Below are 25,832 nucleotides of genomic sequence, written 5' to 3' on the forward strand. Positions count from 1 at the left end.
GCATTACTCGTTTTCTTCCGACACATCATCCAAAGTAATCTGCTTCTGATCCCCGCCGATCCGGTCAAATAACATGCGGGTTTCTTCCTCCAGATCAAAATTCCCCTGAAAATCAGCCGAGTCCGGCAGTTCCTGAATGGAGCTGAGGCCGAAGTATTCTAGAAATTGCTTGGACGTTCCGTACAAGATCGGTTTCCCGACTGCATCTGCGCGCCCGACTTCCAGAATTAAGTCTTTTCCTGTCAGGGTCGCCAAAGCCCGGTCACATTTTACACCGCGTATTTCTTCAATTTCTACTCTAGTAATCGGCTGTTTATAAGCAACAATGGACAAAGTCTCAAGTGCAGCTTGAGAGAGCGATGAACGTGATGGCGTATAGGCGAGACGTTCGAAATAAGGCGCATGTTCAGCCAAAGTCGTTAGCTGGTACGCACCGGCCACCTCGACAATCTGAACCCCTCTGCCCTTGCGTTTAAATTCAGTTCGCATATCTTTCAGCAAATCACGAACCAAATACAAATCAAGCTCCATAACCTCAGCAATTTGCTTGGCATCCAATCCTTCGTCACCAGAGGCAAAAAGCAGTCCTTCAATAATTGATTTCATCTGTGGAAAATTGAGCGTCAATGTCGGAAACCTCCTCTTTCGCTTGAATGACGATATCTTCAAATAGTTGATATTGATAGCAAACGACTTTTTTCATTTTCATTAATTCGAGAATGGCCAGAAACGTGACGACAACTTCTTCCCGCGTCATCTCATAATCGAACAACTTGGAGAAAAGCAGTTTGCCGCCCTTTAATTTAAGCAAGTCAACAACCTCTCTGATCCGGTCTTTGACGGAAATTTCATCTCTTCGAATTCTAGTAACGATATTGCGGTTGGCCAGCTTCCGCAGCGTTCGCTGAAAAGCGAATAACAAATCGGCCACATCCAGCCCTTCGACAGGGTTCTCCTGCACATGGGGCAGGAACGGCGTCAAATCCTCAGGCTCACGCGTATAAACCATGCTGCGCTCTACTTCTTTATCTCTTAACATATCGGCAATAGACTTGTATTTCCGGTACTCAATGAGTTTGGCAACAAGCTCTGCACGAGGATCAAACTCGTCTTCCATATCGTCAAAATATTCATCAAATTCAATAACAGGCGGCTTAGGCAGCAGCATTTTGCTCTTGATGGAAAGAAGCGTGGCAGCCATGACAAGAAATTCACTTGTAATCTCCAGCTCCAACTCCTGCATCGCTTGTACATACGCTAAGTACTGATCTGTAATTTCTTTGACTGGAATATTATAAATGTCAAGTTCATTTTTATCGATAAGATGAAGCAACAGATCAAGGGGGCCTTCAAAAGCTTCTAACTTATAGGTAACTTTCATTTATTCTCCCCCTTGTCATAGTGAAAATATATTCATAACAAACTGCGCGGCTAACGGATAAATATGCTCCAACGCCCATTGGCCGATAGGTGTAATCATTAGAACGATAACCAGAATAAGTGCATAAAGCTGATTGCGGTCCATCCAACGTTTATTTGTAGAAGGAACAAGGCCTTTCAGTATATACCAACCATCGAGCGGATACAGTGGCAATATATGTATAAAACAAATCATGAGATTAACAATGACGCCGTACTGCAAATAGACTCGCCACTGTTCAACAACGATCGACTCGGATGCTCCTCCTGCCATCAAGGAAGGAAGAAAGAAATAGAGCCACCAGAAGAACAAAGCGAGCAGCAGATTAATAAAAGGACCGACTGCAAACACAAGTGTATTATACAGCCTAGGCCTCTTAAAATTCAAAGCCTCAACCGGCATTTTCTTCGACCAGCCATACGGTCCGAAAACAATCATAGCCAACCCCAAGGCATCTAAATGTACCAAGGGGTTAAGCGATAATCGTTTGCCGTCCCGGGCCGTCCGGTCTCCGAGCAGCCAAGCGGCTCCTGCATGCGCTGCATCATGGAGCGTCATAGCGATCAGGAAAGCGACCAGCCTGGGCAGCAGTGTTTCCAGATGATAATAAGAAAGCATTATGAAGTGAATTGCTTCGTCAAATTAGCCATTTCAATCGCCGTTACTGCCGCTTCCCAGCCTTTGTTTCCAGCTTTCGTACCTGCGCGCTCAACGGCTTGTTCGATGGAATCCGTCGTCAGTACGCCAAAAATCGTAGGTACGCCCGTTTTCAGGTTAATCGCAGACACGCCTTTTGCAACTTCGCTGCACACGTAGTCAAAGTGAGGCGTTGATCCACGAATTACGGCGCCAAGGGTAATCACAGCGTCATACTTCCCGCTTTCCGCCATTTTTTGAGCGATGAGAGGAAGTTCGAATGCGCCCGGTACCCAAGCGATATCCACTTCATTGTCTTGTACGCCGTGACGTTTTAGAGCGTCTTGTGCGCCGCCAAGCAATTTGGATGTAATAAATTCATTGAATCGGCCTACGACAATACCATATTTTAAATTCTGCGATACTAAATGTCCTTCATAAATTGTAGCCATGTTAGGATTCTCCCTTTCTATATGAAAACAGTTCTTTGTGTGATACTCTTTTAGATCCCGCTGCCGGAATCGTGGAAACTCAGCATATGGCCAAGCTTTTGCTTTTTTGTTTGCAAATAATTCAGATTGTCCGCTTTGCTGTCCATTTGAATCGGAACGCGTTCAACGACTTCAAGGCCGTAACCTTCCAGCCCTTTAATTTTACGCGGGTTATTCGTCAAAAGGCGAAGCTGCGTAATGCCCAGATCTTTCAAAATTTGCGCGCCAATTCCGTAATCACGAAGATCCGGAGCGAAGCCAAGCTTAATATTCGCCTCTACGGTGTCGAATCCCTGCTCCTGAAGCGCATATGCTTTCAATTTGTTGATTAAACCGATTCCGCGGCCTTCCTGACGCATATATAATAATACACCATTGCCCTCTTCATCAATCTGTTTTAATGCGGCATCGAGCTGCGGTCCGCAATCACAGCGGTGGGAATGGAAGACATCTCCCGTCAAACACTCCGAATGAACGCGTACCAAAGTTGGTTTAGAAGGGTCAATTTCGCCTTTAACAAGGGCGACATGCTCTTTATTATCAAGCTGATTCGTATAGGCTATCGCTTTAAAGGTGCCGAAATCCGTAGGAAGCTTAATCTCGACTTCGCGCTCAACCAGCTTTTCCTGCTGATTGCGATAGTGAATCAAATCTTGAATCGTAATGATGCACAAATCATGTTTCTGCGCGATTTCCATGAGATCCGGAACCCGGGCCATCGTGCCGTCTTCCTTAATGACTTCGCAGATGACAGCTGCTGGATAGGAACCGCATAGAACAGCTAAATCAACAGCTGCTTCCGTATGTCCAGCCCGGCGGAGTACGCCGCCTTTTTTGGCAATCAACGGAAAAATGTGGCCAGGTCTGCGGAAATCCTGCGGTTTCGTTTGGGGATCGATCAAACCCATCACCGTTCGTGAACGCTCATGCGCGGAAATTCCTGTGCTTGTGTCTACATGATCCACAGAAACCGTAAAGGCGGTGCCATGATAATCCGTATTTTGGGCAACCATCGGCGGCAGATCGAGCTCCCTTGCCCGCTCTTCCGTAATCGGCGTGCAGACGAGCCCGCGGCCTTCCTTAATCATGAAGTTGATGACTTCCGGCGTCGATTTATCCGCCAGTGCGATGAAATCACCTTCGTTCTCACGATCTTCATCGTCCACCGCAATGATGACTTTCCCTAAACTGAGATCCTTCAATGCCTCTTCAATGGTACTGAATCGTATTTGTGTCATATTCACCTCTCCTAAGAAAAACAGACTTCCTTCTACATAAAGCCATGATCAGCCAAAAAGCTCGCCGATAACGCACTCTGCTTTTTGCCACTGCCTTCCGATGCTTCAGCAGGACCGAACTTTAACAGTCGCTCCATATATTTTCCCAGAACGTCGCATTCCATGTTGACCGTATCCCCTGCTTTTTTATCATGCAGAACGGTTTGAGCGAGCGTATGCGGGATAATCGAAACCGCTACGTCACGTTCCGTGACATCGACTACGGTTAGCGAGATGCCATCGATCGTGATCGATCCGCCACCGATAATATATCGGAAAATGTTTTTGTTTTCCGGTTCGAACCGGTAAACCACCGCATTTTCTTCAGGTATGCGGGAAAGGATCGTAGCCGTAGCATCCACGTGACCTTGCACAATATGACCGCCGAACCGGCCGTTCGCAGCCATGGCCCGCTCCAAATTCACACGGGTGCCGGCTTGCAGCTTGCGCAGGTTCGTCTTCCGGTAAGTTTCCGGCATAACGTCTACGGAGAAGGAGTCGCTATCAAAGGAAATGACCGTCAGACAGACGCCATTCACCGCGATGCTGTCTCCCAAATGAACATCTTCGAGCACTTTCCTCGCACCGATGGTTAACACCATCGCTTGACCTGCGCTATGAATGCGGCGCATGTGGCCGATTTCTTCAATAATGCCGGTAAACATGACAGCCCTCCATTCGTCAGCTCTTATACACCGGATAGCCGGTTATGCACACATCCGGTCCGAATTGCTCGACCTTTAGCCGGTCGAGCGTAATTGCATCATCCATCTTCGCGAAGCCTTCGAAGGAGATGTTCCCCGGTGCTGCCTGCCCGCCGCCGATAATTTTCGGCGCAAACATCAGCACCAGCTTATCCAACAGGCGCCGCTCCAGCATGGCGCCATTGAGCCTGCCTCCACCCTCCAGGAGGATGGAGCCGATCTCGCGCTCGCCGAGCTGCCGCATGGCGAGCGTCAGGTCCACCTGCGGGCCGTCCCCGCAGGTGAGGACCGTGATGCCGCGCGCTTCCAGCGCGGCACGCCGCTCTGCGGGCGCCTGTGCGGTCGCGAGCAGGATCGTCGGCTGAAGATCCTGCTCCGTGAGCACCCGGGCGCCCAGCGGGACTCGCAAGCGCGAGTCCGCGACGATCCGTACCGGCTGCACAGCCGGTACGTCGCCGCGCGCGCTTAAGAGCGGATCGTCGGCGATGACGGTGTCGACGCCGACCATGATCCCCTGATGCCGATGGCGCAGGGTATGCACAAAAGCGCGCGATGCAGGCGACGTGATCCACTTGCTGTCGCCTGTTCTCGAAGCGATCCGGCCATCCAGCGTGCTGGCCGTCTTCATCGTCACGAAGGGCAGGCGCGTGACGATATATTTATTGAAAGCCTCGTTCATCTCCGAGGCTTCCTCCGCCAGCAGCCCGACGGATACGTCGAGGCCATGCGCACGCAGCTTGGCGATGCCGCTGCCCGCAACCTGCGGGTTCGGGTCGGTGCCGGCAACGACGACGCGGATGACGCCCGCTTCGATGAGACGGTCGCTGCAGGGTGGCGTCTTGCCGAAGTGACTGCATGGCTCCAGTGTGACGTAAGCTGTGCTGCCCCGGGCTTCTTCGCCGGCCATCTGCAAGGCAAGAACCTCAGCATGGCCATGTCCGCGCTTGAGATGCGCCCCCATCCCAACGATGCGTCCTTCTTTCACCAGAACGCAACCTACAACAGGATTAATCCCTGTTTGACCAAGAGCGCTCCCGGCCATCTGCAGAGCAAGCCTCATATAAGCTTCATCATTCAAGACATGCATGTATGTTCACCGCCTTCCCAAGCCCAGTTGAAATAGAATGCAAAAAGACCCCTCCGCATATCGGATAGGGGCCAGAGATTGTTTAGGTAGCACGAATAAGCTTCTGCCATCCAAACTTGCTGCATTTTTGATCAAATCAAACAAGCACGGCGAATTTGTGCTAAAGCACAGACCTGCCGAATTTTTGTTCTCGTGAAAAAATGAACAAGTATGCACAGCGAATCTCACGTTCGCGTTTTCCTTCTCCCATCCAGACTATACTGTCGGTCCCGGACTCTCACCGGGTCAGCCGTAGCGAAGCTGTATATCAGGTACCGCTAGCTTCAAAACGGGTCACGGACTAATCGTCAGCAGGCAAATAAGCCTGGCTGTCGAATCACCGCCGGTGTGGAATTTCACCACGCCCCGAAGGTTTGCACACATATGAAAAGTAACTTATGAAAAATTTATCACTCAGTCATCGAAAAAGCAAGGTCTTTTTTGTCTATGGACCGGCATAAGCAAGCAAAACCGTAGGAGAAGTTCACCCTGACGGTCGTTTTTAGGTTTGACGAACTCCGAGTACCCAACACGTTGCAAGTAGTCTCCTACTGGCTCTCATTGGACGAATTCCAATGTAAACGCCTTGATCACGTGCTATTTGTTCATTTCGTTGGATGTAATCCAGCACGAGCCGCTAAAAAGGCGCTAAAACCGACAAAATTCATCACTCCGTTGGATTTTGTCCATGTGATTGGCATTTAAGCATCCCAAATCGCCTGTTCGTTGGAAATCATCCAACGCGCCTGAGGCTCCTCTGGCGTAGCTCCCCTTAGCCCAACATGAATAGGGGGTAAGCTTCGCTTACCCCCTAAAACATATAAATTCTATTTCAAAAAATTATACTTCTACAACTTCAACTTTTTCCATCAAATCTCTGCCTTTGAAAGCATCGACCAGTTCCATACCTTTGGAAACTTTACCGAAAACGGTATGTTGTCCGTCAAGGTGAGGCTGCGGTTGGTAAGCAATGTAGAATTGGCTTCCACCTGTATTTCTGCCGGCATGAGCCATAGCTAAGGAGCCGCGCTCATGTTTGTTCGGGTTGATTTCACAGTTGATTTGGTAGCCTGGGCCACCAGTTCCTGTGCCGGATGGACAACCGCCTTGTGCGACGAATCCTGGAATTACGCGATGAAAAACAAGTCCGTTGTAGAAACCGGAGTTTGCTAATTTTTCAAAGTTGGCAACCGTGTTAGGCGCGTCTTGTTCGAAAAGATCGATAAGAACTTCGCCACCGCCTGCTAGTTTAATTTTTGCTTGTTTGGCCATTGTGGTCCACTCCTTTAGACAATAATACCTTATTCTACTATGAAAACATTCATTTCACAAACTCGGCTGAATTTCCAGGACAATTCTTCCCTGCCCGTGGCCGGTTTGACTGCGGAGCTGCGCCTCCGAAGCAGCGTGAAGTGGATAAGTGTGACCGATGACTGCTTTCAAACTCCCTGCTGCCATCAGCTGTGCGATTTCCTCCATCGTCTCGGATGTCAGCAAAGCATTCGAAAATTCAGCCCGAATCCCCAAATCCCTTGCTTTTTCTTGAGAGGGCTGCCCGGCTATGGAGAGGAGCATACCGCCTTTTTTTACTACATCATAAGAACGCTCTAGTGTTTCACCGCCAACTGTATCTAAAACTAGATCCATACCCTCAGCGAAATCTTCAAATCTATTCGAAGTATAATCAATAACCTCTGCAGCTCCCAATGACTTAACCCGCTCAACATTTGCCGTGCTGCAAGTCCCTATAACATGAGCTCCTTTCCACGCTGCCAACTGAACCGCGAACGAGCCTACGCCGCCGGCTGCTCCATGAATCAGTACCCGCTGATCTTTGTGCAAGTTCCCATTGTTAAATAAAGCTTGCCAGGCTGTTGTGGCCCCACCGGATATCGTTGCCGCTTCTGCGAAGCTAATGCCGGAAAGTTTGACCGCTAACCGTTCGACGTCTGTGATGATGTACTCGGCATATGCGCCATTGGAGCTGCGACCGAACACTTCTTGCCCCTTCCGAAACTTCGTGACATGCGCACCCACTTCTTCAATCACACCCGCAATAGCCGACCCTGGAATATACGGGAACGTCGTTGGGCGCATTTGCTTGAACAATCCTTGACGTATTTTCCATTCGATAGGCAGCACGCCAGCCGCATGTACACGCACGAGCACTTCCTTATCCCCAGGCGTCGGTCGATCCATCGTCTCCACTTGCAGCACTTCAGGCCCGCCATACTGATGCACCATAATTCCTTTTATCTTCAAGCTGTCCATTTAGGGGGTCCCCTCTCTCGTTTATAGCTGGGTTGCAACCTGTTTTCCTCCATTGTAGAATGTATTTTACATAAAATAAAATATATCTTTTTGTATATATACATAACTTCAAGTATATGAATGAGAGGGGATTATAAGGATGGAACTGCTGCAGCTTTATTATTTTCAGGTCGTTGCCAAGCTTGAGCATATGACGAAAGCGGCTGAGATGCTGCGAATCGCGCAGCCGGCTCTCAGTAAAACCATCTCACGCCTGGAGGCTGACTTGGGAGCTCCTTTGTTTGACCGTCAAGGCAGACAAATCAAACTGAATGCTTATGGCAAAGTCTTTTTAGCTAAAGTGAACGCAGCTCTTGGTTTGTTGGAAGAAGGCAAACGTGAGGTGGCAGACTTGGCAGGACTCGAGCATGGGCAGGTTTATATTGCTACTACCGCGATCAACCGTTTCTCCGATCTCTTTGGTTCTTTCGCGTCTACGCATGCTGCAGCAAATTTTAAACTGACCCAAACAACCTCCGAAGAGTCTAAAATGCAGCTGCTTCTCAGTGGAGAAGTGGACTTCGCGATCACGTATTGCTTGCCTGCGGACTTTAAAAGCCAAGGAATAGCGAGCATTCCCTTTCTGACGGAGCAAATATGGCTAGCCGTTCCACCCGGTCACCGGCTGGTAGGCCGCGAGAGCATACATTTGCATGAAGCTGCCAGCGATGCGTTTATCGTCATGAAAGAAGGACATCGTTTCCGTCAAAAAACGGATGCCTTGTGTCAACAAGCCGGATTTACACCGAAAATCATTTGCGATGTGAATGACTTTTCAGCTATTAGCGGCCTTGTTCAAGCTGGGATGGGCGTTTCCTTAGTCACTTCCGCACCCTCGCCGCGAAAAGACAGCACGCCCCACCTGCTTCGCATACATGAGCCGGTAAGCGAACGCACCTTTCAGCTTGCCTGGTTGCAGAATCGATACTTATCGCGTGCGGCGCAAGCTTTTCGCGATTATGTCACCGCTTTTTTTCCGGATAACAAGTAAGGAAGTTGAAATTGAACAGCCAGTTGGCGGATGCCGATTTTTTAACACTGCGATCTTGTTCTCGGCTACCTTATGGGAACTACAGGACGCTATTTCAGCCATATGGGGTGAATCATGGAGCTTGGGGGAACTACAAGGCCTTATTTGCCCACAAAGCCCTTCAACATAGCTTGAAATCGGGAAATAACGGATCACTGTTCCCTCTATTTCGCCAAACGGCAGTTTTCAATGTTAATAGAGGACTATAGTTCCACTCATGCAAGCACTGCATAGAAATTGAACAAAAAAGAGACTATCCCCCAGGTCATTCCTGACCAAAAGAGACAGCCCCTATTCCGATTCAGCCCGGAAATCCGGGCTTTTATCTATACCGTATTACTCACATGTTTCATTCTGGCTGGAATCAAATCGTTGCCGACGATGTTATCGAACGTTTCCCGTTTCACGACAAGGTCGCTTTGACCTTCGCTCACAAAAACAACACCTGGACGGCGGATACGGTTATAGTTGCTAGCCATCGCATAGTTGTAAGCACCTGTACATGATACGGCAAGCACATCGCCTGTGTTCACTTGCGGCAGCTTCAGGTCCCAGATGAGCATATCGCCGCTTTCACAGCATTTGCCGGCAATGGACACGACTTCAGTCGGTTCCTCTGTCGCACGGTTTGCGAGCATCGCTTCATACACCGCCTCGTACAAAGCAGGACGCGGGTTATCCGTCATTCCGCCATCGACGGAGACGTATTTGCGCACGCCGGGAATTTCTTTCGCCGTTCCCACCGTGTATAGCGTTGTTCCTGCATCGCCGACAATGCTGCGGCCCGGCTCCACCCAAATCTCTGGCAGCGGATACTCGTTTTGTCCGAAATTCTCTTTGATCGCATCTGTTATTGCCTTCACATAGACGGATACCGGCAGCGGCGTATCTTCGCTCACATAGCGGATACCGAAGCCGCCGCCAAGGTTGATTACCTTGAATGTGACGCCGATTTCTTGGCGAACTTGAACGGCTAAGCCGGCCATTTTCTCAGCAGCCAGGCGGAAGCCCTCTACTTCGAAAATTTGCGAACCGATGTGGGAATGAATGCCCAGAAGCTCCAGGTTGCTTAGCTGAGAAGCTTCTTCAATCGCACGGAATGCCGAGCCGTTGCCAAGGTCGAAACCGAACTTGGAATCCGTCTGGCCTGTAGAAATATATTCATGCGTATGCGCCTCAACGCCAGGCGTGATGCGCAGTAAAATTTTCACCTTCTGGCGCTTCTCGCCGGCAATGGCGTTCAACATTTGAAGCTCGATAAAGTTATCTACGACGAAGCAGCCGATTTTCGCATCAATGGCCATTTCGATTTCATCGATTGTTTTGTTATTGCCGTGAAAATGAATCCGGTCGGCCGGGAATCCGGCTTGAAGAGCCGTATATAACTCGCCGTCGGAAACGACATCAAGGGACATTCCCTCTTCTTCCACAATGCGGCACATGGCCATTACACAGAACGCTTTACTGGCGTAAGCCACTTGGAATTTCAACCCGGATGCTTTGAACGCATCAACGAACTCGCGGCAGCGTTCACGCACGAGCGCTTCATCAAACACATATAACGGCGTGCCATATTCGGCAACCAGCTTCGTTGCATCGACACCACCGATTTCAAGGTGACCTTGACCGTTTATTTTACTTGTACCATGCAAATACATAGCTTCATTTCCCCCTCACCCTGAACCTGCTGCTACACCTTTCCGCTCTAACGGCCGAATGTGCATTACTATTTAAAGTACCATAGGAAAAGCGCATTTGACAATATCCTTCCTGCCTGTAATCGTAAAAAGGACAAGAAGAATCCCTTGTCCTTTGCATGGATTACGGTTTGGGTTGACGCGTGCCGTCAATCGGTTTTGTAAGGCTTAAACGCGTTTTGGCTGCCAGTACCGGCCGGCGAACAAGGATAGAGAAGAAACTTTTGGCGTTAAACGGTATCATCGGCCACATGTACGGCGCATTGTAGGATTTTCTTGTCGCCAGCAAGATCAGCCACAGGGTCGATCCGATGATAAAGCCGGGGACATGGAAAATCGCGACAGCCAAGAGCAAACCCAGCCGGATGATGCGGTTGGCGAGACTCAATTCATAGCTTGGCGTAGCAAACATCCCAATAGACGCCAGAGCCAGATACAGGATAACTTCATTAATGAACAACCCTGTCTTGACTGCGATATCGCCTACCAAAATCGCCGCCACCAAACCCATTGCAGTGGCCAGCGGGGTCGGGGTATGGACCGCGGCCATCCTCATCAAATCGATCCCGATATCGGCAATAAGAAATTGGACGAGCAGCGGAAGGTTCCCTTCTTTCTGCGGCCCGAGGAATTCTAAACCTGCCGGCTTCAGGGAGGGATCCATCACCATCATAAACCATAGCGGGAGCAAGAAGATGGAAGACATGATGCCGGCAAAGCGCACCCACCTTAAATAGGTGCCGATGAACGGCGTTTGCCGGTATTCCTCGGCATGCTGCACATGGTGGAAGAAAGTCGTAGGCAAAATCATGACGCTCGGAGAAGTGTCTACGAACAGACAGACGTGACCTTCCAATAGATGCGCGGAGACAACGTCGGGACGCTCCGAATACCGTACCATCGGATACGGGTTCCAACCTTTGTTGACGATAGCTTCCTCCAACTGTTTTTCCGCCAGCGGGAGTCCGTCAATCTTGACTTCGCTTATTTTTTCCTTTATGGCATCCACCAGATCTGCGTTTGCGATATCATTGATATATCCGATACAGACGTCCGTTTTGGTCCGTTTGCCGATTTGCATAATTTCAAGCTTCAACCGCTCGTCTCGCACTCTTCGCCTGACAAGTGTCACGTTCAAGAGCAAGGTTTCCACGAAACCGTCCCGTGAGCCGCGTACGACCCGTTCCAAATCAGGCTCGCCTATCGATCGAACCGGATAGCTCTTGACATCGACGGCAAGTGCTGTCGTCTCTCCTTCAATGAAGAAGGCTGTGCCTCCCATCAAAACCTGCCCTACGATTTCGGACATTTTTTTGTAGGACTTCACTTGAATATGGGGGATTAGCTTCTCCATGAAAGTTTCAAGCGTACGGTGCGTTACGCTCTCCTCGCTGGCGTAAGAGAGACGTGTCAAAATATCGGTTAGAACCGTATCCTTGGCGAATCCATTGCAAAAGAAGACCCCCACCCGCTTAGAGCCGAACACCATTTCTCTAAACACAAGATCGAAGCTGCGGTTAAGGCCGACGCGCTCCTCCAGTACTCTTTTTAATTCTGGCAAATTATCGGGGATCTCTTCCTGAATCTTCAATTCCTTTTCCTCAGGAGTCATATCCGTAACGGGATTATACTCGGATAAATTCCCCTCTTCATCGATCGCTAGTTTATCCAGATTTTCCTTAGATTCGTTTGCATCGTCTTTTTCGTTGTCATGTCCGGTTTTCACAATTACTTTCACGCCGTGCGCCCCCTTCAAGCCTTAATAAAACAACCACTCAAACAAGGATCCAAACACTTTCCCGAAAATCATCGCCATAAGCAGCAAAATCATATAGGAACCCATGCCCACCCTTTTGGCGAGGATCGGCAGCACATTAATGATTTCGGTGAGTGCAGCCGCCAGCATACCGACAAAACAACCGGCAAACAATCCGACAAAGGCTGCTCCCATCGGGAAGAGATGTATTTTCGCATCGCTAAAATCAACCCATGTAAACAAAAGTGAGCCCAAGACAACGGCCGCTTCATAGGCACGTATCTTGGAGAATGAACGCGTGATTTGCGCAAGCCGGGGTATGATATCCAGCACGACAAGGAACGCGACCATACCGCTCCCGACGGCAATCCCTCCGGCTAATCCGATAAAAGCGATCAAAAGGACTTCCCCTAGGAAAGTCATCCCTTCGACTCCCTTTCCTCGTGAATTTTCATATACTCTTCCGTGATCACATAATGGTTGACATTTTCTTGGTACATGAACATTTCCACTTCCAGCGGACTTGGTTCTTCATTAAATTTCTTTTTAAACAAATGATTAAAGAAAATGACCATCCCTACACCGATGCCAAGCGAATACGGAATTTGCAGAATGAGAGGATGTTCTACCTTTTTGCCCGTCATCAGCTCATAGATCCTTTGATGAACCTCCATCATGGACACATCCGCATGGAAATTCATAATTGCCAGCCCCGAACCAATGAACAATAAGAGCCACACCAAACCAATCAGCACAGGGCTCACTTTTTTATAATCAGAATAAATTTCAAGGAGCACATGGGGTTCGCCAAAATGTTCAATTTGCAGTTCCGGGTAGATCGCCTTCACTTTTCGTACAATCAGCATCATATCAATCAGGACGCGATTGCCATCCTCCTGCTGCGGCTTATGAATAATCAGCTGATTCAATGCTGTTTCATATTCAGGCTCCACAAATACTTGAGCGATATGTCGAAGCTGTACGACGCTTCCCTTGCGAACGCGGGCTCTTCGTCTGAGCCGGATATACAATTGCGGAGCTCCAGTCTTCACCATGGCATGGGCTCACTCCCTTCAATAGGTACGGGTATCATCCATGTATAGGGGTAGTATGCAAAATGTTTCCTCCCCATAATCGCCTGCTCCAATGGTAAATTCTCCAGGAATAAAGCTGCCCTCCTATTGGCATAGTAAGAAATGAATACCGATAACTTATTCCATATAAAGAAGGTGATAACATGGCAAAACTGGCGTTAACACTAGTTATTATTGGTGCGCTGAATTGGCTTTTAGTTGGGCTCTTCGAATGGGATTTAGTTTCAGCTTTACTGGGTGGGGATTCCCATCGGGAATCTTCGGTTTTAAGTCGCATCATCTATACCATTGTCGGCTTATGCGGAGTTTACTGCGTAAGATTCTACTCCGACACCCGATATTCGGCCAGATAGATGCGTAGGACAATAAAGAAAGCCGCCATACCCAGCAGATTCATGGGTAAATAGCGGCTCTTTTTCATGTTTAATTATTGGGCAATCTGATCTTTAATCGATTGTAAAATCTTCTTTTCCAACCGCGATACTTGAACTTGGGAAATGCCCAGCCTGCTGGCTACCTCAGACTGTGTCTGATCCCGGAAATAGCGGAGGTACACAATGAGTCGTTCTCGCTCAGAAAGCGTTCCGATAGCCTCGTTAAGCGCAAGCTTCTCGAACCATTTTTCACCGGTTTCATCGGAGATTTGATCCATTAACGTGATCGGGTCTCCGTCATTCTCGAAGACGGTCTCGTGAATCGATGAAAGCGGCTTATTGGCTTCCTGCGCGAAAACAACTTCCTCCGCCGTGATCATAAGCTCTTCTGCCACCTCTTTAATCGTAGGAAGCCTGCCAAGCCGTTTGGATAACTCGTCCTTCGTCTTACGAATCTTATTGGCCAGTTCTTTGAGCGAACGGCTAACTTTGAGTGTTCCGTCATCCCGAAGGAAGCGCTGGATCTCGCCGATAATCATCGGCACCGCATAGGTTGAAAACTTCACATCATAGGACAGATCGAATTTATCAACGGATTTCAGTAATCCGATGCAACCGATCTGGAACAAATCTTCGGCTTCGTATCCCCGGTTCAAAAAGCGTTGAACCACAGACCAGACCAAGCGGATATTGCAGCTGACGAGTGTTTCTCTGGCGAGTCCATCTCCGGATTGGCTGAGGGCGATTAACCGTTTGACTTCCGAATCGTCTAAATAACTGTGAGAAGCATGCTTCAGATCGACATCCATAGATCAAACCCCTAATTGTATAAAGCTTTTTTAGATTCAATTCGCTTCAACATGTTTATTTTGGTTCCGATTCCGACGGCCGTCACAACTTCCACTTCGTCCATGAAATTTTCCATAATCGTGAATCCCATTCCGGAGCGTTCGAGTTCCGGCTTGGATGTGTAGAGAGGCTGTTTCGCTTGTTCCAAATCATCAATGCCTGAACCCTTGTCCTCAATCGTAATTCGGACCACGTCATCATCAATTTTCGTAGTAATGGTTATTACACCATCCGGTTTATTGTTATAACCATGAATAATCGAATTCGTCACAGCCTCGGATACAACCGTTTTGATATCGGTTAATTCATTCAAAGTTGGATCTAATTGCGATACGAAAGCAGCAACAGCTACACGCGCAAAGGCTTCATTCTCCGAACGACTGGCAAACTGAAGTGTCATAAAGTTCGGCTCGCTCATAGTGCAACCTCCAGACTGGACATTGCATTACGCTCGTTATCCTGTATCGATACGATTTTGAACATGCCGGAAAGCTCAAACAAGCGGTAGACTGCAGGTGAAACGTCACAAACGACCATCTTGCCGCCTTTGCTCGTAATTTGCTTATAGCGACCGAGAATGACGCCTAGGCCTGAGCTGTCCATGAAAGAAAGATCCTTCAAACTCAGGATCACGTGATGCGTATGCTCTTTGGCAATCGCTTCCTCCATCCTTGCCTTCACAACATCGGCAGTATGGTGATCCAGCTCGCCTTTCAATCTAACAATCAGCGCTCTTCGGCCTTGCTCGAATTCAATTTGCAGGCTCAACCTGTTCACTCCCCTCAGCTGAGAGACTTTGAGCTAACACTCAAAGATCTCTATAGTAAGTCATGAGACTTATGTTTCTACAACTGAGTTGGGAACTCCTGCCCCCCGACAAAACTAGAAGAAAACCGCTAAAACTAGAAGAAAAGTGTGATTATTCGCGGAATCTCACCCTTAATCCGTATGGAACATGTGTGACGTAGTCCGTTTGAAAAGCATCCACCATGACGCTTTATCTACGGCAACTGGGGACTCCAGCGGATACTCGCTTAGCACAGCATCGCCGCTGTAAACAACAATTTTGCCGATTGGCTGGCCCAATGAAATTGGCGCTCGCAAGTTTGTATCCAGCTGCAGCTCATGTCGAATGTTATCCGTAGCCGTTCCCTTTTTCATCAAAATACTGTAATTTTGCTTCGCAACTAACGGAACTGTCGAAACCTGCCCCTTATTTACTGTGAAATTTCCGAGGCTATCGCCTGATTTGAATAAAGGATAGTTCATATATTGGGCAAAAGCGTAGTCAAACAGCTTCGTAACCTCAGCGTTCCGCGTTTTGGTGTTCGGTTCTCCAAGCACCACGGCCACGACACGCAAATTATCCCGTTTGGCCGTTGCCGATAAACAGAACTTCGCTTCGCTTGTGTATCCCGTTTTGAGGCCATCTGCACCGCTGTAGAAACGCACAAGCTTATTCGTATTCACCAACCAGAACGGTTTTGGCGAATCTTTTCGCAGATAGTCCTGATAAACGCCTGTAAATTTCGTAATCTCTTCATGTTTAAGCAGTTCTCTGGACATGACAGCAATATCGTTTGCTGTTGTATAGTGATTAGCGACTGGCAGTCCGTTACAGTTTGAAAAATGTGTGTTTTTCATACCTAACTGCTGCGCGCGCTCGTTCATCATTTGCACAAAATTTTCCTCGGATCCTGCAATTTTCTCCGCCATAGCCACGGAAGCGTCATTGCCGGAAGCCATTGCAATACCTTTCAGCATTTCTTGGACCGTCATTTCTTCGCCTGGCTCCAGAAAAATTTGCGAGCCGCCCATGGAGGCCGCGTACTCGCTGACACGAACTTTCTCATCCATTTTAATATTGCCTTTGTCAATGGCTTCCATGATTAACAGCATCGTCATAATCTTCGTAATACTAGCTGGCGGGAGCTTGGTATCCTTGTTTTTTTCAGCGATGACCGTCCCCGTATCCGCATCCATCAAAACCGCAGACTGCGCATTCGGCGTTAAATCCACCATCGGCGCTTTCTTCTCTTCCGCATAAGCTGCCGGTAAGATCAGCATCGCACATAACTGTAAACAGATTAAACTGAATAGCCCTTTTTTTCTAATAGCCATTGTACCCCTCCTGTGAGATATGAAGTGAAATCCAGATGCTTGCAGCTTGAATGACTGCTAATCAGTGTTGACGATTTTCCTTCAAAATATTCCAAAGCAAGGAAATAAAGCATAAACAAAAAATGCAAACTCAGGTGTGCCAACTTAACGCTGAAAAACAAGCTGAAAATAGCTAGTTCTGCCTGAGCTAAGGCTATATAAGAGCGTTAATTTTACAGCGCACACGCTGATGCAGGTCCTCATCCCTCGCCAAGCGGTATATCCGCTGCGGGGCCGGTTTTTCACCCACGAGACGTCCTTTTCGGACGTCTCACTGCAGTTCCAGGCCATCTCGGCTACCGAGAAGGCCTTTTTCGCCTTCTCGCGCGGCATATCCGCAGCGCGGCCGGCTTTCGGCCCACGAGACGTCCTTTTCGGACGTCTCACTGCAGTTCCAGACCATCTCGGCTACCGAGAGGGCCTTTTTTGCCTTCTCGCGCTGCATCCCCCGCTGCGCGGCCAGCTTTTCACCCACGAGACGTCCTTTTCGGACGTCTCGCTGCAGTTCCAGACCATCTCGGCTACCGAGAGGGCCTTTTTCGACTTCTCGCGCAGCACATCCCGCCGCGGGGCCGGCTTTTCACCCACGAGACGTCCTTTTCGGACGTCTCGCTACAGTTCCTGGCCATCGCGGCTACCGAGAGGGCCTTTTCCGCCTTCTCGCACGGCATATCCCGCTGCGCCCATTCTTATATGCAAAAAAGCTATCCCAAAGGTCAGAATGACCTGAGAGATAGCTCCATTTAGCAGATATTTAAACAATCACATCATAAATCAATTGTACGGGAGCAGGCTTGCCAGACTCAATGCGATAAGCCCCTTGGATCATGGTGGTAACTTCCGCTACATTCTCCCGATTCGCATGAATGGTGCAGATGGATTCACCGGCTTTGACAGCGTCGCCGATTTTCTTATTCAGCGTGAGTCCTACTGCATAGTCGATCTGATCTTCTTTCTTGGCGCGTCCCGCTCCGAGAAGCATGGCGGCAATCCCGATTTGTTCCGCGTCAATCTGATTGACATAGCCTTCCTGCTCCGCCGGCACCTCGAAATGATACGCAGCGGTCGGCAGCAGTTCCGGCTGATCCACCACATTCGGATCGCCTCCCTGACTCGCCACAAAACGTTTGAACGTGTCCAGCGCCTTCCCTGTCATCACAATGTTGCGAACAGCTTCCTGCGCCTTGTCAAAGCTCTCAAAAACTTTACCGAGGAGCGACATATAGGCCGCTACAGAAATCGCGACTTCCGTCAGCTCCTTGTCGCCGGTGCCGCGCAGCACCTCGATGGATTCGCGGATTTCATTCGCGTTGCCGATTTCGCGCCCGAGCGGCTGCTCCATATCCGTGATCATCGCAATCGTGTTGCGGTTCAATTTGACGCCGATATCGACCATGGTGCGGGCAAGCACTCTTGCGTCTTCCACGGTTTTCATGAAAGCGCCTGAACCGATCTTCACATCAAGGACGATCGCATCGGCGCCGGAAGCAATCTTTTTGCTCATAATGGAGCTGGCAATCAGCGGAATAGAATCAACCGTTGCGGTTACATCCCGGAGGGCGTACATCTTCTTATCCGCCGGAGCCAAGTTGCCGCTCTGACCGACGATAGCGATTTTATTCGTGTTCACAGCGGTAATAAAATCTTCTTTCGACAACTCGATCTGAAAGCCCGGAATGGATTCCAGCTTATCTACGGTTCCGCCCGTATGGCCAAGGCCCCTGCCTGACATCTTGGCAACAGGAACACCGAGAGAGGCCACGATTGGTCCAACAATCAGGCTAATTTTGTCGCCTACCCCGCCCGTGGAGTGCTTATCTACTTTGATGCCGGAAATCTCCGATAAATCGATCATTTCTCCTGAGCCTGCCATAGCCATCGTAAGCGCGGAAATCTCTTCGCTGGTCATGCCATTGAAGAAAATGGCCATTAACAGCGATGACATTTGATAATCCGGAATATCTCCTTTTGTGTAGCCATTTACGATAAAGTTGATCTCTTGCTCAGTTAACACTTCACCCGACCGTTTCTTATGTATTAGATCTACCATTCTCATTACAAATTCCTCCCAAGCATTATCATCATGATAGAAATCGAAAAAAGGGAGCTGCCAGAGCCCCCTTAGAACTATTATTCCGTTTATTGAACTACTAATTTTGCTTTCATCTTAGCATGGCCTTCGCCGCATGGAAGTATGCAATCAATCTCATATTCTCCGGGCTTGTCAAACGTAATTTCTTTGGATGGGTTTTCTTTATCCAACTTGATATCCAGTCCTTTGATTTCGATAGCGTGTACGCCTTCTTTCAAAGACAAGGAAACTTTCGTAGGCTCACCCTTTTTGATCGTGTAGTCAGTTGAATCAAATTGCCAGTTGGAAGCGGCAATCTTAAGCTGTTGCATCTTGCTGCCGGCTGCCTCTGCTGCTTTCGCGTCTTGGCGTTCAGAGATATCTTGAAAAAGGACTCCCAGCCCCAATGCGCCCGCAAGTATAAATAACACAAAGAAAATCCACTTTTGCATGCATATCCCCCTCATAATGTGTTCACTTCATCTATTCTACCTAACATCGCGAGACAATCCCATACAGGTTTAGTGGCAAATCTTTGAATATTTTGTGACGGAATTGTGAATGCCCCTTCGTAAAAACATCCCCCTTACCGGGGGATATTCTTCTTACTATTTCCCATCGTACCGCAAATTACACACCATTCCGCCTGTACCGAATTTGGAAGCCTCTATCCCAACTGCACTTCGCGCACAAAGGCTTTGACCAAAGCGATAAACTTCGGCTTCGTCCGATTCGCAACCGCTACAACCTGCTCATGCGTGAGCGGCTCCAGCTCCTCGCCGACCGCCATATCTGTAATGCAGGAGATTCCCAGCACCTTAAGTCCTGTATGACGCGCTGCAATAACTTCACCCACTGTAGACATGCCAATAGCATCTCCGCCAATTCGAGCGAGCATCGTCAGTTCAGCCGGCGTACAATACGTTGGTCCTGTAATGCCCGCATAAACGCCTTCCTGCAGCTTCAGCGGCACGCCATCCTCGCCTACAACCGTTTCTGCCAGCTTATGAGCCAACGCCCGGTATTCGCGGTTATACGCTTCGGACATATCCGGGAAACGAACGCCCAGCTCGCTGTGGTTAGGTCCGATTAGCGGGTTATCGCCCGTCATGTTGAGATGGTCGCTAATGACCATAAGATCGCCGGCTTTAAAACCGCGATTCATACCGCCTGCCGCGTTCGTCATCACGACGGTTTGAACGCCGATGGCTTTCATGACATAGACAGGGAATACGACTTTTTTCATATCATAGCCTTCGTAGTAATGAAAACGTCCCTGCATCACGATGACTTGCTTGCCTTCTAATGTGCCTGCGACAAAGCGTCCTTCGTGCCCTTCCACTGTAGAAACAGGGAAATGCGGCACATCGCTGTAATCAATCGCAATCGGATTTTCCACTTGATTGGCCATATCGCCAAGACCCGAGCCCAATACAAGGCCGATAGCCGGCGCGACATTGCCTAGTTTTTGCTTAATAAACGCTGCAGCTTCATTAATTTTCTCTATGTAAGTCATTTCCATGGTGATCTCCTCTTCTAATTAAATAGCCTCAATAATGCCCAGGACTAGTTTCAAAAACTTTGGTTTTACTTGCTCTGTCGTCTCCATCACTTCGGCATGGGAGAGCGGCTGATCCAAAATACCGGATGCCATATTGGAAATGCAGGAGAAGCCCAGCACTTCAATTCCCGCATGACGGGCAACGATGACCTCAGGAACTGTGGACATACCGACGGAGTCTCCGCCTAATGTACGGAACATGCGAATCTCAGCAGGGGTTTCATAGTTAGGTCCAAGCAGACCGACATAAACGCCTTCTTGCAGTTTAAAATCTTGGGAAGCCGCCACCTCATGCGCCAATTTGCGCAGACGTTTGCTGTAAGCTTCCGACATATCCGGGAAACGCACGCCCAGCGCAGCGTCATTCGGTCCGGTCAGCGGATTGCGGTAAGTCAAATTCAAATGATCGCTGATCACCATCAAATCGCCGACTTGATAGGACTCGTTAATTCCGCCCGCAGCGTTCGTAACGATTAACGTTTCTACGCCTAATTCTTTCATCACGCGAACCGGGAAAGAAACAGTTTCAGCGCCATAGCCTTCATAAGCATGGAAGCGGCCTTTCATGACTAATACCTGTTTGCCTTTAATTGTACCGACAACCAGCTCTCCGGCATGGCCTTCTACCGTGGATACCGGAAAATGCGGAATGCGCGAATAATCAACGACGATCGGCTGCTCAATAAGATCAGCAAGAACACCAAGGCCTGAACCTAGAATGAGTCCGATTTGCGGTTTGATATTCGTTTCCTTCGAAATAAAGGCGGCCGCCTCTTGAATCTTTTGAATCATGGATGTTTCTGACATTTGAAAATTCCTCCTAAGCTAATTGCTAATTTGCTTCCGTCCTGTTTATTTTAAAAGATGCAAGAAACTTTCCCCTTGCTCGGTAGGCTTCACACCGAAATTATCGGCAATCGTAGCCCCAAGATCGGCGAACGTACCGCGAATACCCAAAGAAACAGGCTTCTCAAAGCTCGGGCTGTACAATAAAATGGGCACGTACTCGCGCGTATGATCCGTTCCCGGATGTACGGGGTCATTGCCATGGTCAGCCGTCAGAATCAGCAGATCTTTCGGACCGAGCGTCGATTTAAGTTGAGGCACGAAGCTGTCGAACTCTTCTAGCGCACGGCCGTAGCCCTCAGGGTCCCGGCGATGGCCATATAAGGAATCAAAATCCACCAGGTTCGTAAAAGCCAGCCCTTTGAACGGCTCGCCGAGCACCTCGATGGTTTTGTGAATGCCGTCTAAATTGCTTTTTGTCGAAGAAGCTTTCGTGACGCCTTCGCCATCAAAGATATCGTTGATTTTGCCGATAGCGATCACATCGAATCCGGCATCTTTCAAATGATTCATCACGGTCGGAGCCGGCGGCTTCACAGCATAATCATGCCGGTTCGGCGTGCGTTTGAAAGCACCCGGCTCGCCAAGGTACGGCCTTGCAATGACGCGGCCAACGGCAAACTCGCCTTGGGTCAAACGTCTCGCGATTTCACAAGCGCGATACAGCTCTTCCAGCGGAATCACATCTTCATGCGCCGCTAATTGGAACACGCTGTCAGCAGATGTGTAAACAATCCAAGCTCCTGTTTTCATCTGCTCTTCGCCGAGCTCATCTAAGATTTCTGTCCCGGAGGCCGGTTTATTGCCAATGACCTTGCGCCCCGTCTCCTGCTCGAATTGCGAAATCAGTGCTTCCGGAAACCCATCCGGATATACGTTAAATGGCGTAGAAATACGAAGCCCCATCAATTCCCAGTGCCCTGTCATCGTATCTTTTCCAACCGATACTTCGGCCATTTTGCCATAATAAGCTTCCGGCGCCTCAGCTGCTGGAATTCCTTTTATCTCTGCTATGCTTCCCAGACCCATACGCTGCAAGTTAGGCAGCGAGAATCCGCTAACCCGCTCAGCAATATGTCCAAGCGTGTGGCTGCCTGTGTCGCCAAATTCCTTCGCATCCGGTAATTCGCCGATGCCTACGCTATCCAATACGATTAAACCTATTCGTTCAAAGCGCACGATTGTCCCCCCAAAATGTTTCTCAATGTTATCCACCCCTGATTATCGCATTTCTGCTCTATGAATGCAAAACAGCAGCTTCTCCTTTTGGAAAATGCCGCTGTCATCCTTTACATATTCGCTCTCGGATGAGCGCGATCGTAAACATCCTTCATTTTGAGCTTGGTGACTTGCACATACATCTGGGTGGATGATATATCGGAATGCCCCAACATTTCCTGTACGGATCTCAAATCCGCACCATTTTCAATCAAATGGGCGGCAAAAGAGTGCCGTAAGGCATGAGGAGTAATCTCGCTTGCAATATTCAGCTCAGCAGCATATCTTTTTAAAATTTTCCAAAAGCCCTGTCTCGTCATCCTCGTTCCCAAATGTCCGATAAATAAGGCCTCTTCATCCGCCGACTTTTTCAGCAATTTCTTGCGATCTTTGTATATATAGGCGGTTAAACACCGGATGGCAATGGAACTAAGCGGTATGTTGCGCTCTTTATTCCCTTTTCCCATGCAGCGAATGAAGCCGAGCTGCAAATAAACGTCCTCTACGTTCAGAGAGATTAGTTCGGTGACGCGGATTCCCGTGCCATACAGCAGCTCCAGCATCGCTTTATCCCGCGAGCCGCTTACAAGCTCGGACTCAGGGGCATCCAGCAGTTTGCCAACCTCTTCAACGGAAAGCACTTTAGGCAGCTTTCTTTCCAGCTTGGGCGCTTCAACGTAAAGAGACGGATCTGAATCCACCAGCCGCTCTTTCACCAGATACTGGTAAAAGGCCCGTATTGAAACCAGATTCCGGGACAAGGTTGCCGAGGCACGGCCAAGCGATTTCAACTGGGACAGGTATCCCGCGATGTTGGTTTTGCTTGTTTCCTTCCATGTTGTAACGCCTTGGCGCTGCAAATATTCCGTAAATTGCTGCAGGTCTCTTGTATAAGATTCCAGCGTGTTCTTGGATAGTCCGCGTTCTACCGATAAAAACCGGATGAAGGATTGCAGATCAACCGTCATCATGCTATTTGGCCCCTTCGTTATCATGCCATCTTTCTACCTTTTAGCATTCAACGGTCCAATCTCGAACTCCTCTTTTATTCGCCATACCAATAAAATAAACGCAGCCTGTCGCTCATTTTGCCTGACTCCGGAAGCACGGAACGCTCATTCTGTCCAAACACTTTCACGGAATTGCCTGTTGGCGTACGGTACCGGTTCACAGGCTCGATCCAGCCGGAAAGCACTAGCATCACTTGATATAAGACAACGGTCAACGTCATGAAAAGCAGCATAAAGCGTAAACGAACAATTAATTTGCGATAGGAAAATATCATTGGCCAGCCCCATTTCTGTCCTTTCTTTAGGACAGGATATGAGGCTCAGGCCCCTATTATGACAAATCGGACAACTTCACATATGGCTGTCCAAGCGCTTCTGCTACCGCAGGATGCGTAACGCTGCCTTGGTACGTATTTACCCCCAATTGCAAAGCGTAATTGGCTGCGATCGCTTCTGTTAATCCTTTATTGGCAAGCTCCAGCGCATAGGGCAGCGTTACATTGGTTAAAGCCAGCGTCGAGGTTCGGGGAACCGCGCCCGGCATATTCGCTACGGCATAATGCACGACGCCGTGCTTCTCATACGTAGGGCTGCTGTGTGTGGTTACACGGTCGATCGTTTCGATCGAGCCTCCTTGATCCACCGCGACATCAACGATGACAGCGCCTGGCTTCATGGTTTTGACCATCGCTTCCGTCACTAGTCTAGGAGCTCGCGCTCCCGGGATCAGAACGGCCCCGATCAAGAGATCCGCTTTCGCCGCGGCGCTTGCTATATTAAAAGGGTTCGACATTAAGGTATTCAATCGGCCGCCGAAAATATCGTCCAAAGCACGCATCCGATCCGCGCTCCGTTCGATAATAACGACATTGGCGCCGAGGCCAAGCGCCATTTTGGCCGCATTGGTGCCTACAATGCCGCCGCCGAGAATCACCACATTGGCAGGCGGAACGCCGGGGACGCCGCCCAATAAAATACCGCGCCCGCCATAAAACTTCTCCAGAAAGTGCGCGCCGATCTGGACCGACATGCGACCCGCAACCTCGCTCATTGGCGTGAGCAGCGGAAGCGATCCACTCGGCAGCTGAATCGTTTCGTAGGCAATCCCCGTTACCTTCTTGCTAAGCAAATGCTCCGTTAAGTCGCCAGCCGCAGCCAAATGCAAATACGTGAACAGCAGCTGCCCTTCACGGAAATAGCCATACTCGGCCGGAAGCGGTTCCTTCACCTTCATGATCATTTCGCTGCGGGCCCACACCTCAGCTGCTTCCGGAATGAGAACGACGCCTTCCTTGGCGTAGTCCTCATCGCTGAATCCGCTGCCGGTGCCAGCGCCGGTTTCCACCAGCACTTGATGCCCGGCCGCCAGAAGCATACTGGCTCCGCCGGGCGTCAGGGCGACGCGGTTTTCGTTATTTTTGATTTCCTTCGGGACGCCGATCACGATCGATTGCTGAGTCATTCGCGTCTACCTTCTTTCTCCTGAACGTTAGTCATAATGTACCCATGCTTCCAGTCCAATTATGTGAAAGGAGATTCTTCTTTCTACTTATCCAGTATATGAAAACAAAGCAAAAATGCCTGTACGCACAATCTGTGGCACAGGCATTTTCTTTGTATAAACAGCTCTATTCAGACGCTGTTATTTTGGATTTGTCCAATGAGTCCGGTTTCCCTCGTTCGTTGCAGCGATAGCATATACCCTGAAAATCAAGTCGATGATCTAACACTTGAAAATGAAAATTCTGATCCAGCCTTTCTTCCAAAGGTCCGAGCCAGTCTTCCATAATTTCATCTACGCTCCCGCATTGAACGCAGATTAAGTGATGGTGGTGGTGACGCGTGCTGTCATCCCGCAAATCGTAACGGGCTACACCGTCGCCAAAATTCATTTTCTCCAAGACATGCAGCTCGCTAAGAAGCTCTAATGTTCGGTAGACGGTTGCCAGACCGATCTCCGGAGCTTTGTCTTTGACAAGCATAAACACATCTTCGGCGCTTAAATGATCTTGTTCATTTTCTAAGAGTACGCGTACAGTCGCTTCCCGTTGAGGGGTAAGCTTGTACCCTTGGGATTGCAACTGCTGCTTAATTTTCTCAATCCTTGCTTCCATGTGCCTCCCCCTCAGAAAGGTGGGCATCCAAGCCCAATTTTAGCCACTCTTTTCATTATAGGGGGAGCTTGCTGACAAAGTCAAACAG

29 protein-coding genes and 1 riboswitch are annotated in these 25,832 nt (G+C 49.1%); of the genes, 2 read left to right on the forward strand and 27 right to left on the reverse strand.

What is annotated here, in order from left to right:
• Positions 1 to 3: 3 nt before the first annotated feature.
• The 9 genes from scpB to GC097_RS04505 all read right to left on the reverse strand — a co-directional run bounded on the left by scpB (position 4) and on the right by GC097_RS04505 (position 7,925).
• Positions 4 to 606 carry an SMC-Scp complex subunit ScpB gene (gene scpB / locus GC097_RS04465; RefSeq protein ID WP_171682126.1) on the reverse strand — a complete coding sequence of 201 codons (603 nt, stop codon included), beginning with the start codon at positions 604 to 606 and terminating at the stop codon, positions 4 to 6.
• Positions 590 to 1,381: a segregation and condensation protein A gene (locus GC097_RS04470; RefSeq protein ID WP_171682127.1), complete on the reverse strand. Its 792-nt coding sequence runs from the start codon at positions 1,379 to 1,381 to the stop codon at positions 590 to 592. Before GC097_RS04470 ends, scpB begins: the two co-directional genes overlap by 17 nt.
• Positions 1,382 to 1,396: 15 nt before the next feature.
• Positions 1,397 to 2,038: a site-2 protease family protein gene (locus GC097_RS04475; protein ID WP_171682128.1), complete on the reverse strand. Its 642-nt coding sequence runs from the start codon at positions 2,036 to 2,038 to the stop codon at positions 1,397 to 1,399.
• Positions 2,038 to 2,508, reverse strand: a complete 471-nt coding sequence (gene ribH / locus GC097_RS04480; protein ID WP_171682129.1) for a 6,7-dimethyl-8-ribityllumazine synthase — start codon at positions 2,506 to 2,508, stop codon at positions 2,038 to 2,040. Before ribH ends, GC097_RS04475 begins: the two co-directional genes overlap by 1 nt.
• Before the next feature lie 50 nt (positions 2,509 to 2,558).
• A complete protein-coding gene (locus GC097_RS04485) occupies positions 2,559 to 3,785 on the reverse strand; it encodes a bifunctional 3,4-dihydroxy-2-butanone-4-phosphate synthase/GTP cyclohydrolase II (RefSeq protein WP_171682130.1) in 1,227 nt (408 codons plus the stop codon).
• Positions 3,786 to 3,817: 32 nt separating this feature from the next.
• On the reverse strand, positions 3,818 to 4,489 hold the full coding sequence (gene ribE / locus GC097_RS04490; protein WP_171682131.1) for a riboflavin synthase: 672 nt from the start codon (positions 4,487 to 4,489) through the stop codon (positions 3,818 to 3,820).
• A 16-nt stretch (positions 4,490 to 4,505) separates the two neighbouring features.
• Positions 4,506 to 5,615 (reverse strand): bifunctional diaminohydroxyphosphoribosylaminopyrimidine deaminase/5-amino-6-(5-phosphoribosylamino)uracil reductase RibD, encoded by a 1,110-nt coding sequence (gene ribD / locus GC097_RS04495; RefSeq protein ID WP_171682132.1) that lies wholly within the window; start codon positions 5,613 to 5,615, stop codon positions 4,506 to 4,508.
• A gap of 234 nt (positions 5,616 to 5,849) precedes the next feature.
• A riboswitch (FMN riboswitch) is annotated at positions 5,850 to 6,032 on the reverse strand.
• A gap of 462 nt (positions 6,033 to 6,494) precedes the next feature.
• Positions 6,495 to 6,926, reverse strand: a complete 432-nt coding sequence (locus GC097_RS04500; protein ID WP_171682133.1) for a peptidylprolyl isomerase — start codon at positions 6,924 to 6,926, stop codon at positions 6,495 to 6,497.
• A gap of 54 nt (positions 6,927 to 6,980) precedes the next feature.
• Positions 6,981 to 7,925 (reverse strand): NADP-dependent oxidoreductase, encoded by a 945-nt coding sequence (locus tag GC097_RS04505; RefSeq protein WP_171682134.1) that lies wholly within the window; start codon positions 7,923 to 7,925, stop codon positions 6,981 to 6,983.
• Positions 7,926 to 8,064: 139 nt separating this feature from the next.
• On the opposite strand from GC097_RS04505, the gene GC097_RS04510 reads away from it, so the two are divergent.
• The gene (locus tag GC097_RS04510; RefSeq protein ID WP_171682135.1) at positions 8,065 to 8,955 is read left to right on the forward strand and encodes a LysR family transcriptional regulator; all 891 of its coding nucleotides are present in this window, start codon (positions 8,065 to 8,067) and stop codon (positions 8,953 to 8,955) included.
• Between the two features lie 365 nt (positions 8,956 to 9,320).
• Here the strand turns inward: GC097_RS04510 and lysA are convergent, their stop codons facing one another.
• The 4 genes from lysA to GC097_RS04530 all read right to left on the reverse strand — a co-directional run bounded on the left by lysA (position 9,321) and on the right by GC097_RS04530 (position 13,502).
• Positions 9,321 to 10,652: a diaminopimelate decarboxylase gene (gene lysA / locus GC097_RS04515; RefSeq protein WP_171682136.1), complete on the reverse strand. Its 1,332-nt coding sequence runs from the start codon at positions 10,650 to 10,652 to the stop codon at positions 9,321 to 9,323.
• Between the two features lie 163 nt (positions 10,653 to 10,815).
• Positions 10,816 to 12,303 (reverse strand): spore germination protein, encoded by a 1,488-nt coding sequence (locus GC097_RS04520; protein ID WP_171682254.1) that lies wholly within the window; start codon positions 12,301 to 12,303, stop codon positions 10,816 to 10,818.
• 147 nt (positions 12,304 to 12,450) lie between these two features.
• Positions 12,451 to 12,870, reverse strand: a complete 420-nt coding sequence (locus GC097_RS04525; RefSeq protein WP_171682137.1) for a stage V sporulation protein AB — start codon at positions 12,868 to 12,870, stop codon at positions 12,451 to 12,453.
• Positions 12,867 to 13,502: a stage V sporulation protein AA gene (locus tag GC097_RS04530; RefSeq protein ID WP_171682138.1), complete on the reverse strand. Its 636-nt coding sequence runs from the start codon at positions 13,500 to 13,502 to the stop codon at positions 12,867 to 12,869. The genes GC097_RS04525 and GC097_RS04530 overlap by 4 nt, the downstream gene beginning before the upstream one ends.
• A gap of 182 nt (positions 13,503 to 13,684) precedes the next feature.
• On the opposite strand from GC097_RS04530, the gene GC097_RS04535 reads away from it, so the two are divergent.
• Positions 13,685 to 13,894 (forward strand): DUF378 domain-containing protein, encoded by a 210-nt coding sequence (locus GC097_RS04535; RefSeq protein ID WP_171682139.1) that lies wholly within the window; start codon positions 13,685 to 13,687, stop codon positions 13,892 to 13,894.
• A 74-nt stretch (positions 13,895 to 13,968) separates the two neighbouring features.
• Here the strand turns inward: GC097_RS04535 and sigF are convergent, their stop codons facing one another.
• From sigF to fur, 14 genes are all read right to left on the reverse strand, one after another.
• Positions 13,969 to 14,724, reverse strand: coding sequence for an RNA polymerase sporulation sigma factor SigF (sigF, locus tag GC097_RS04540; protein ID WP_126141164.1), 756 nt, complete (start codon positions 14,722 to 14,724; stop codon positions 13,969 to 13,971).
• 11 nt (positions 14,725 to 14,735) lie between these two features.
• The gene (spoIIAB, locus tag GC097_RS04545; RefSeq protein ID WP_171682140.1) at positions 14,736 to 15,182 is read right to left on the reverse strand and encodes an anti-sigma F factor; all 447 of its coding nucleotides are present in this window, start codon (positions 15,180 to 15,182) and stop codon (positions 14,736 to 14,738) included.
• Entirely contained in the window at positions 15,179 to 15,532 is a 354-nt protein-coding gene (gene spoIIAA / locus GC097_RS04550) for an anti-sigma F factor antagonist (RefSeq protein WP_171682141.1), read from the reverse strand. The genes spoIIAB and spoIIAA overlap by 4 nt, the downstream gene beginning before the upstream one ends.
• A gap of 171 nt (positions 15,533 to 15,703) precedes the next feature.
• On the reverse strand, positions 15,704 to 16,885 hold the full coding sequence (locus tag GC097_RS04555; RefSeq protein ID WP_171682142.1) for a D-alanyl-D-alanine carboxypeptidase family protein: 1,182 nt from the start codon (positions 16,883 to 16,885) through the stop codon (positions 15,704 to 15,706).
• A 310-nt stretch (positions 16,886 to 17,195) separates the two neighbouring features.
• Complete coding sequence (locus GC097_RS04560) at positions 17,196 to 17,399, reverse strand: hypothetical protein (RefSeq protein WP_171682143.1); 204 nt, start codon at positions 17,397 to 17,399, stop codon at positions 17,196 to 17,198.
• Positions 17,400 to 17,678: 279 nt separating this feature from the next.
• Complete coding sequence (locus GC097_RS04565) at positions 17,679 to 18,980, reverse strand: pyrimidine-nucleoside phosphorylase (protein ID WP_171682144.1); 1,302 nt, start codon at positions 18,978 to 18,980, stop codon at positions 17,679 to 17,681.
• An 83-nt stretch (positions 18,981 to 19,063) separates the two neighbouring features.
• Positions 19,064 to 19,447 carry a cupredoxin domain-containing protein gene (locus tag GC097_RS04570; protein WP_171682145.1) on the reverse strand — a complete coding sequence of 128 codons (384 nt, stop codon included), beginning with the start codon at positions 19,445 to 19,447 and terminating at the stop codon, positions 19,064 to 19,066.
• Positions 19,448 to 19,662: 215 nt separating this feature from the next.
• A complete protein-coding gene (locus tag GC097_RS04575) occupies positions 19,663 to 20,517 on the reverse strand; it encodes a purine-nucleoside phosphorylase (RefSeq protein ID WP_171682146.1) in 855 nt (284 codons plus the stop codon).
• An 18-nt stretch (positions 20,518 to 20,535) separates the two neighbouring features.
• Positions 20,536 to 21,363: a purine-nucleoside phosphorylase gene (locus GC097_RS04580; RefSeq protein ID WP_171682147.1), complete on the reverse strand. Its 828-nt coding sequence runs from the start codon at positions 21,361 to 21,363 to the stop codon at positions 20,536 to 20,538.
• Positions 21,364 to 21,408: 45 nt separating this feature from the next.
• Positions 21,409 to 22,581, reverse strand: a complete 1,173-nt coding sequence (deoB, locus tag GC097_RS04585) for a phosphopentomutase (RefSeq protein ID WP_171682255.1) — start codon at positions 22,579 to 22,581, stop codon at positions 21,409 to 21,411.
• 110 nt (positions 22,582 to 22,691) lie between these two features.
• Positions 22,692 to 23,588, reverse strand: a complete 897-nt coding sequence (xerD, locus tag GC097_RS04590) for a site-specific tyrosine recombinase XerD (protein ID WP_171682256.1) — start codon at positions 23,586 to 23,588, stop codon at positions 22,692 to 22,694.
• A 77-nt stretch (positions 23,589 to 23,665) separates the two neighbouring features.
• Positions 23,666 to 23,905 carry a DUF4227 family protein gene (locus tag GC097_RS04595; protein WP_171682148.1) on the reverse strand — a complete coding sequence of 80 codons (240 nt, stop codon included), beginning with the start codon at positions 23,903 to 23,905 and terminating at the stop codon, positions 23,666 to 23,668.
• A 56-nt stretch (positions 23,906 to 23,961) separates the two neighbouring features.
• A complete protein-coding gene (gene ald, locus GC097_RS04600; RefSeq protein WP_171682257.1) occupies positions 23,962 to 25,077 on the reverse strand; it encodes an alanine dehydrogenase in 1,116 nt (371 codons plus the stop codon).
• A gap of 181 nt (positions 25,078 to 25,258) precedes the next feature.
• Complete coding sequence (fur, locus tag GC097_RS04605) at positions 25,259 to 25,744, reverse strand: ferric iron uptake transcriptional regulator (protein ID WP_171682149.1); 486 nt, start codon at positions 25,742 to 25,744, stop codon at positions 25,259 to 25,261.
• Between the last annotated feature and the right edge of the window lie 88 nt (positions 25,745 to 25,832).

It is taken from the genome of Paenibacillus planticolens, assembly GCF_013141725.1.
GTDB lineage: Bacteria > Bacillota > Bacilli > Paenibacillales > NBRC-103111 > Paenibacillus_E > Paenibacillus_E planticolens.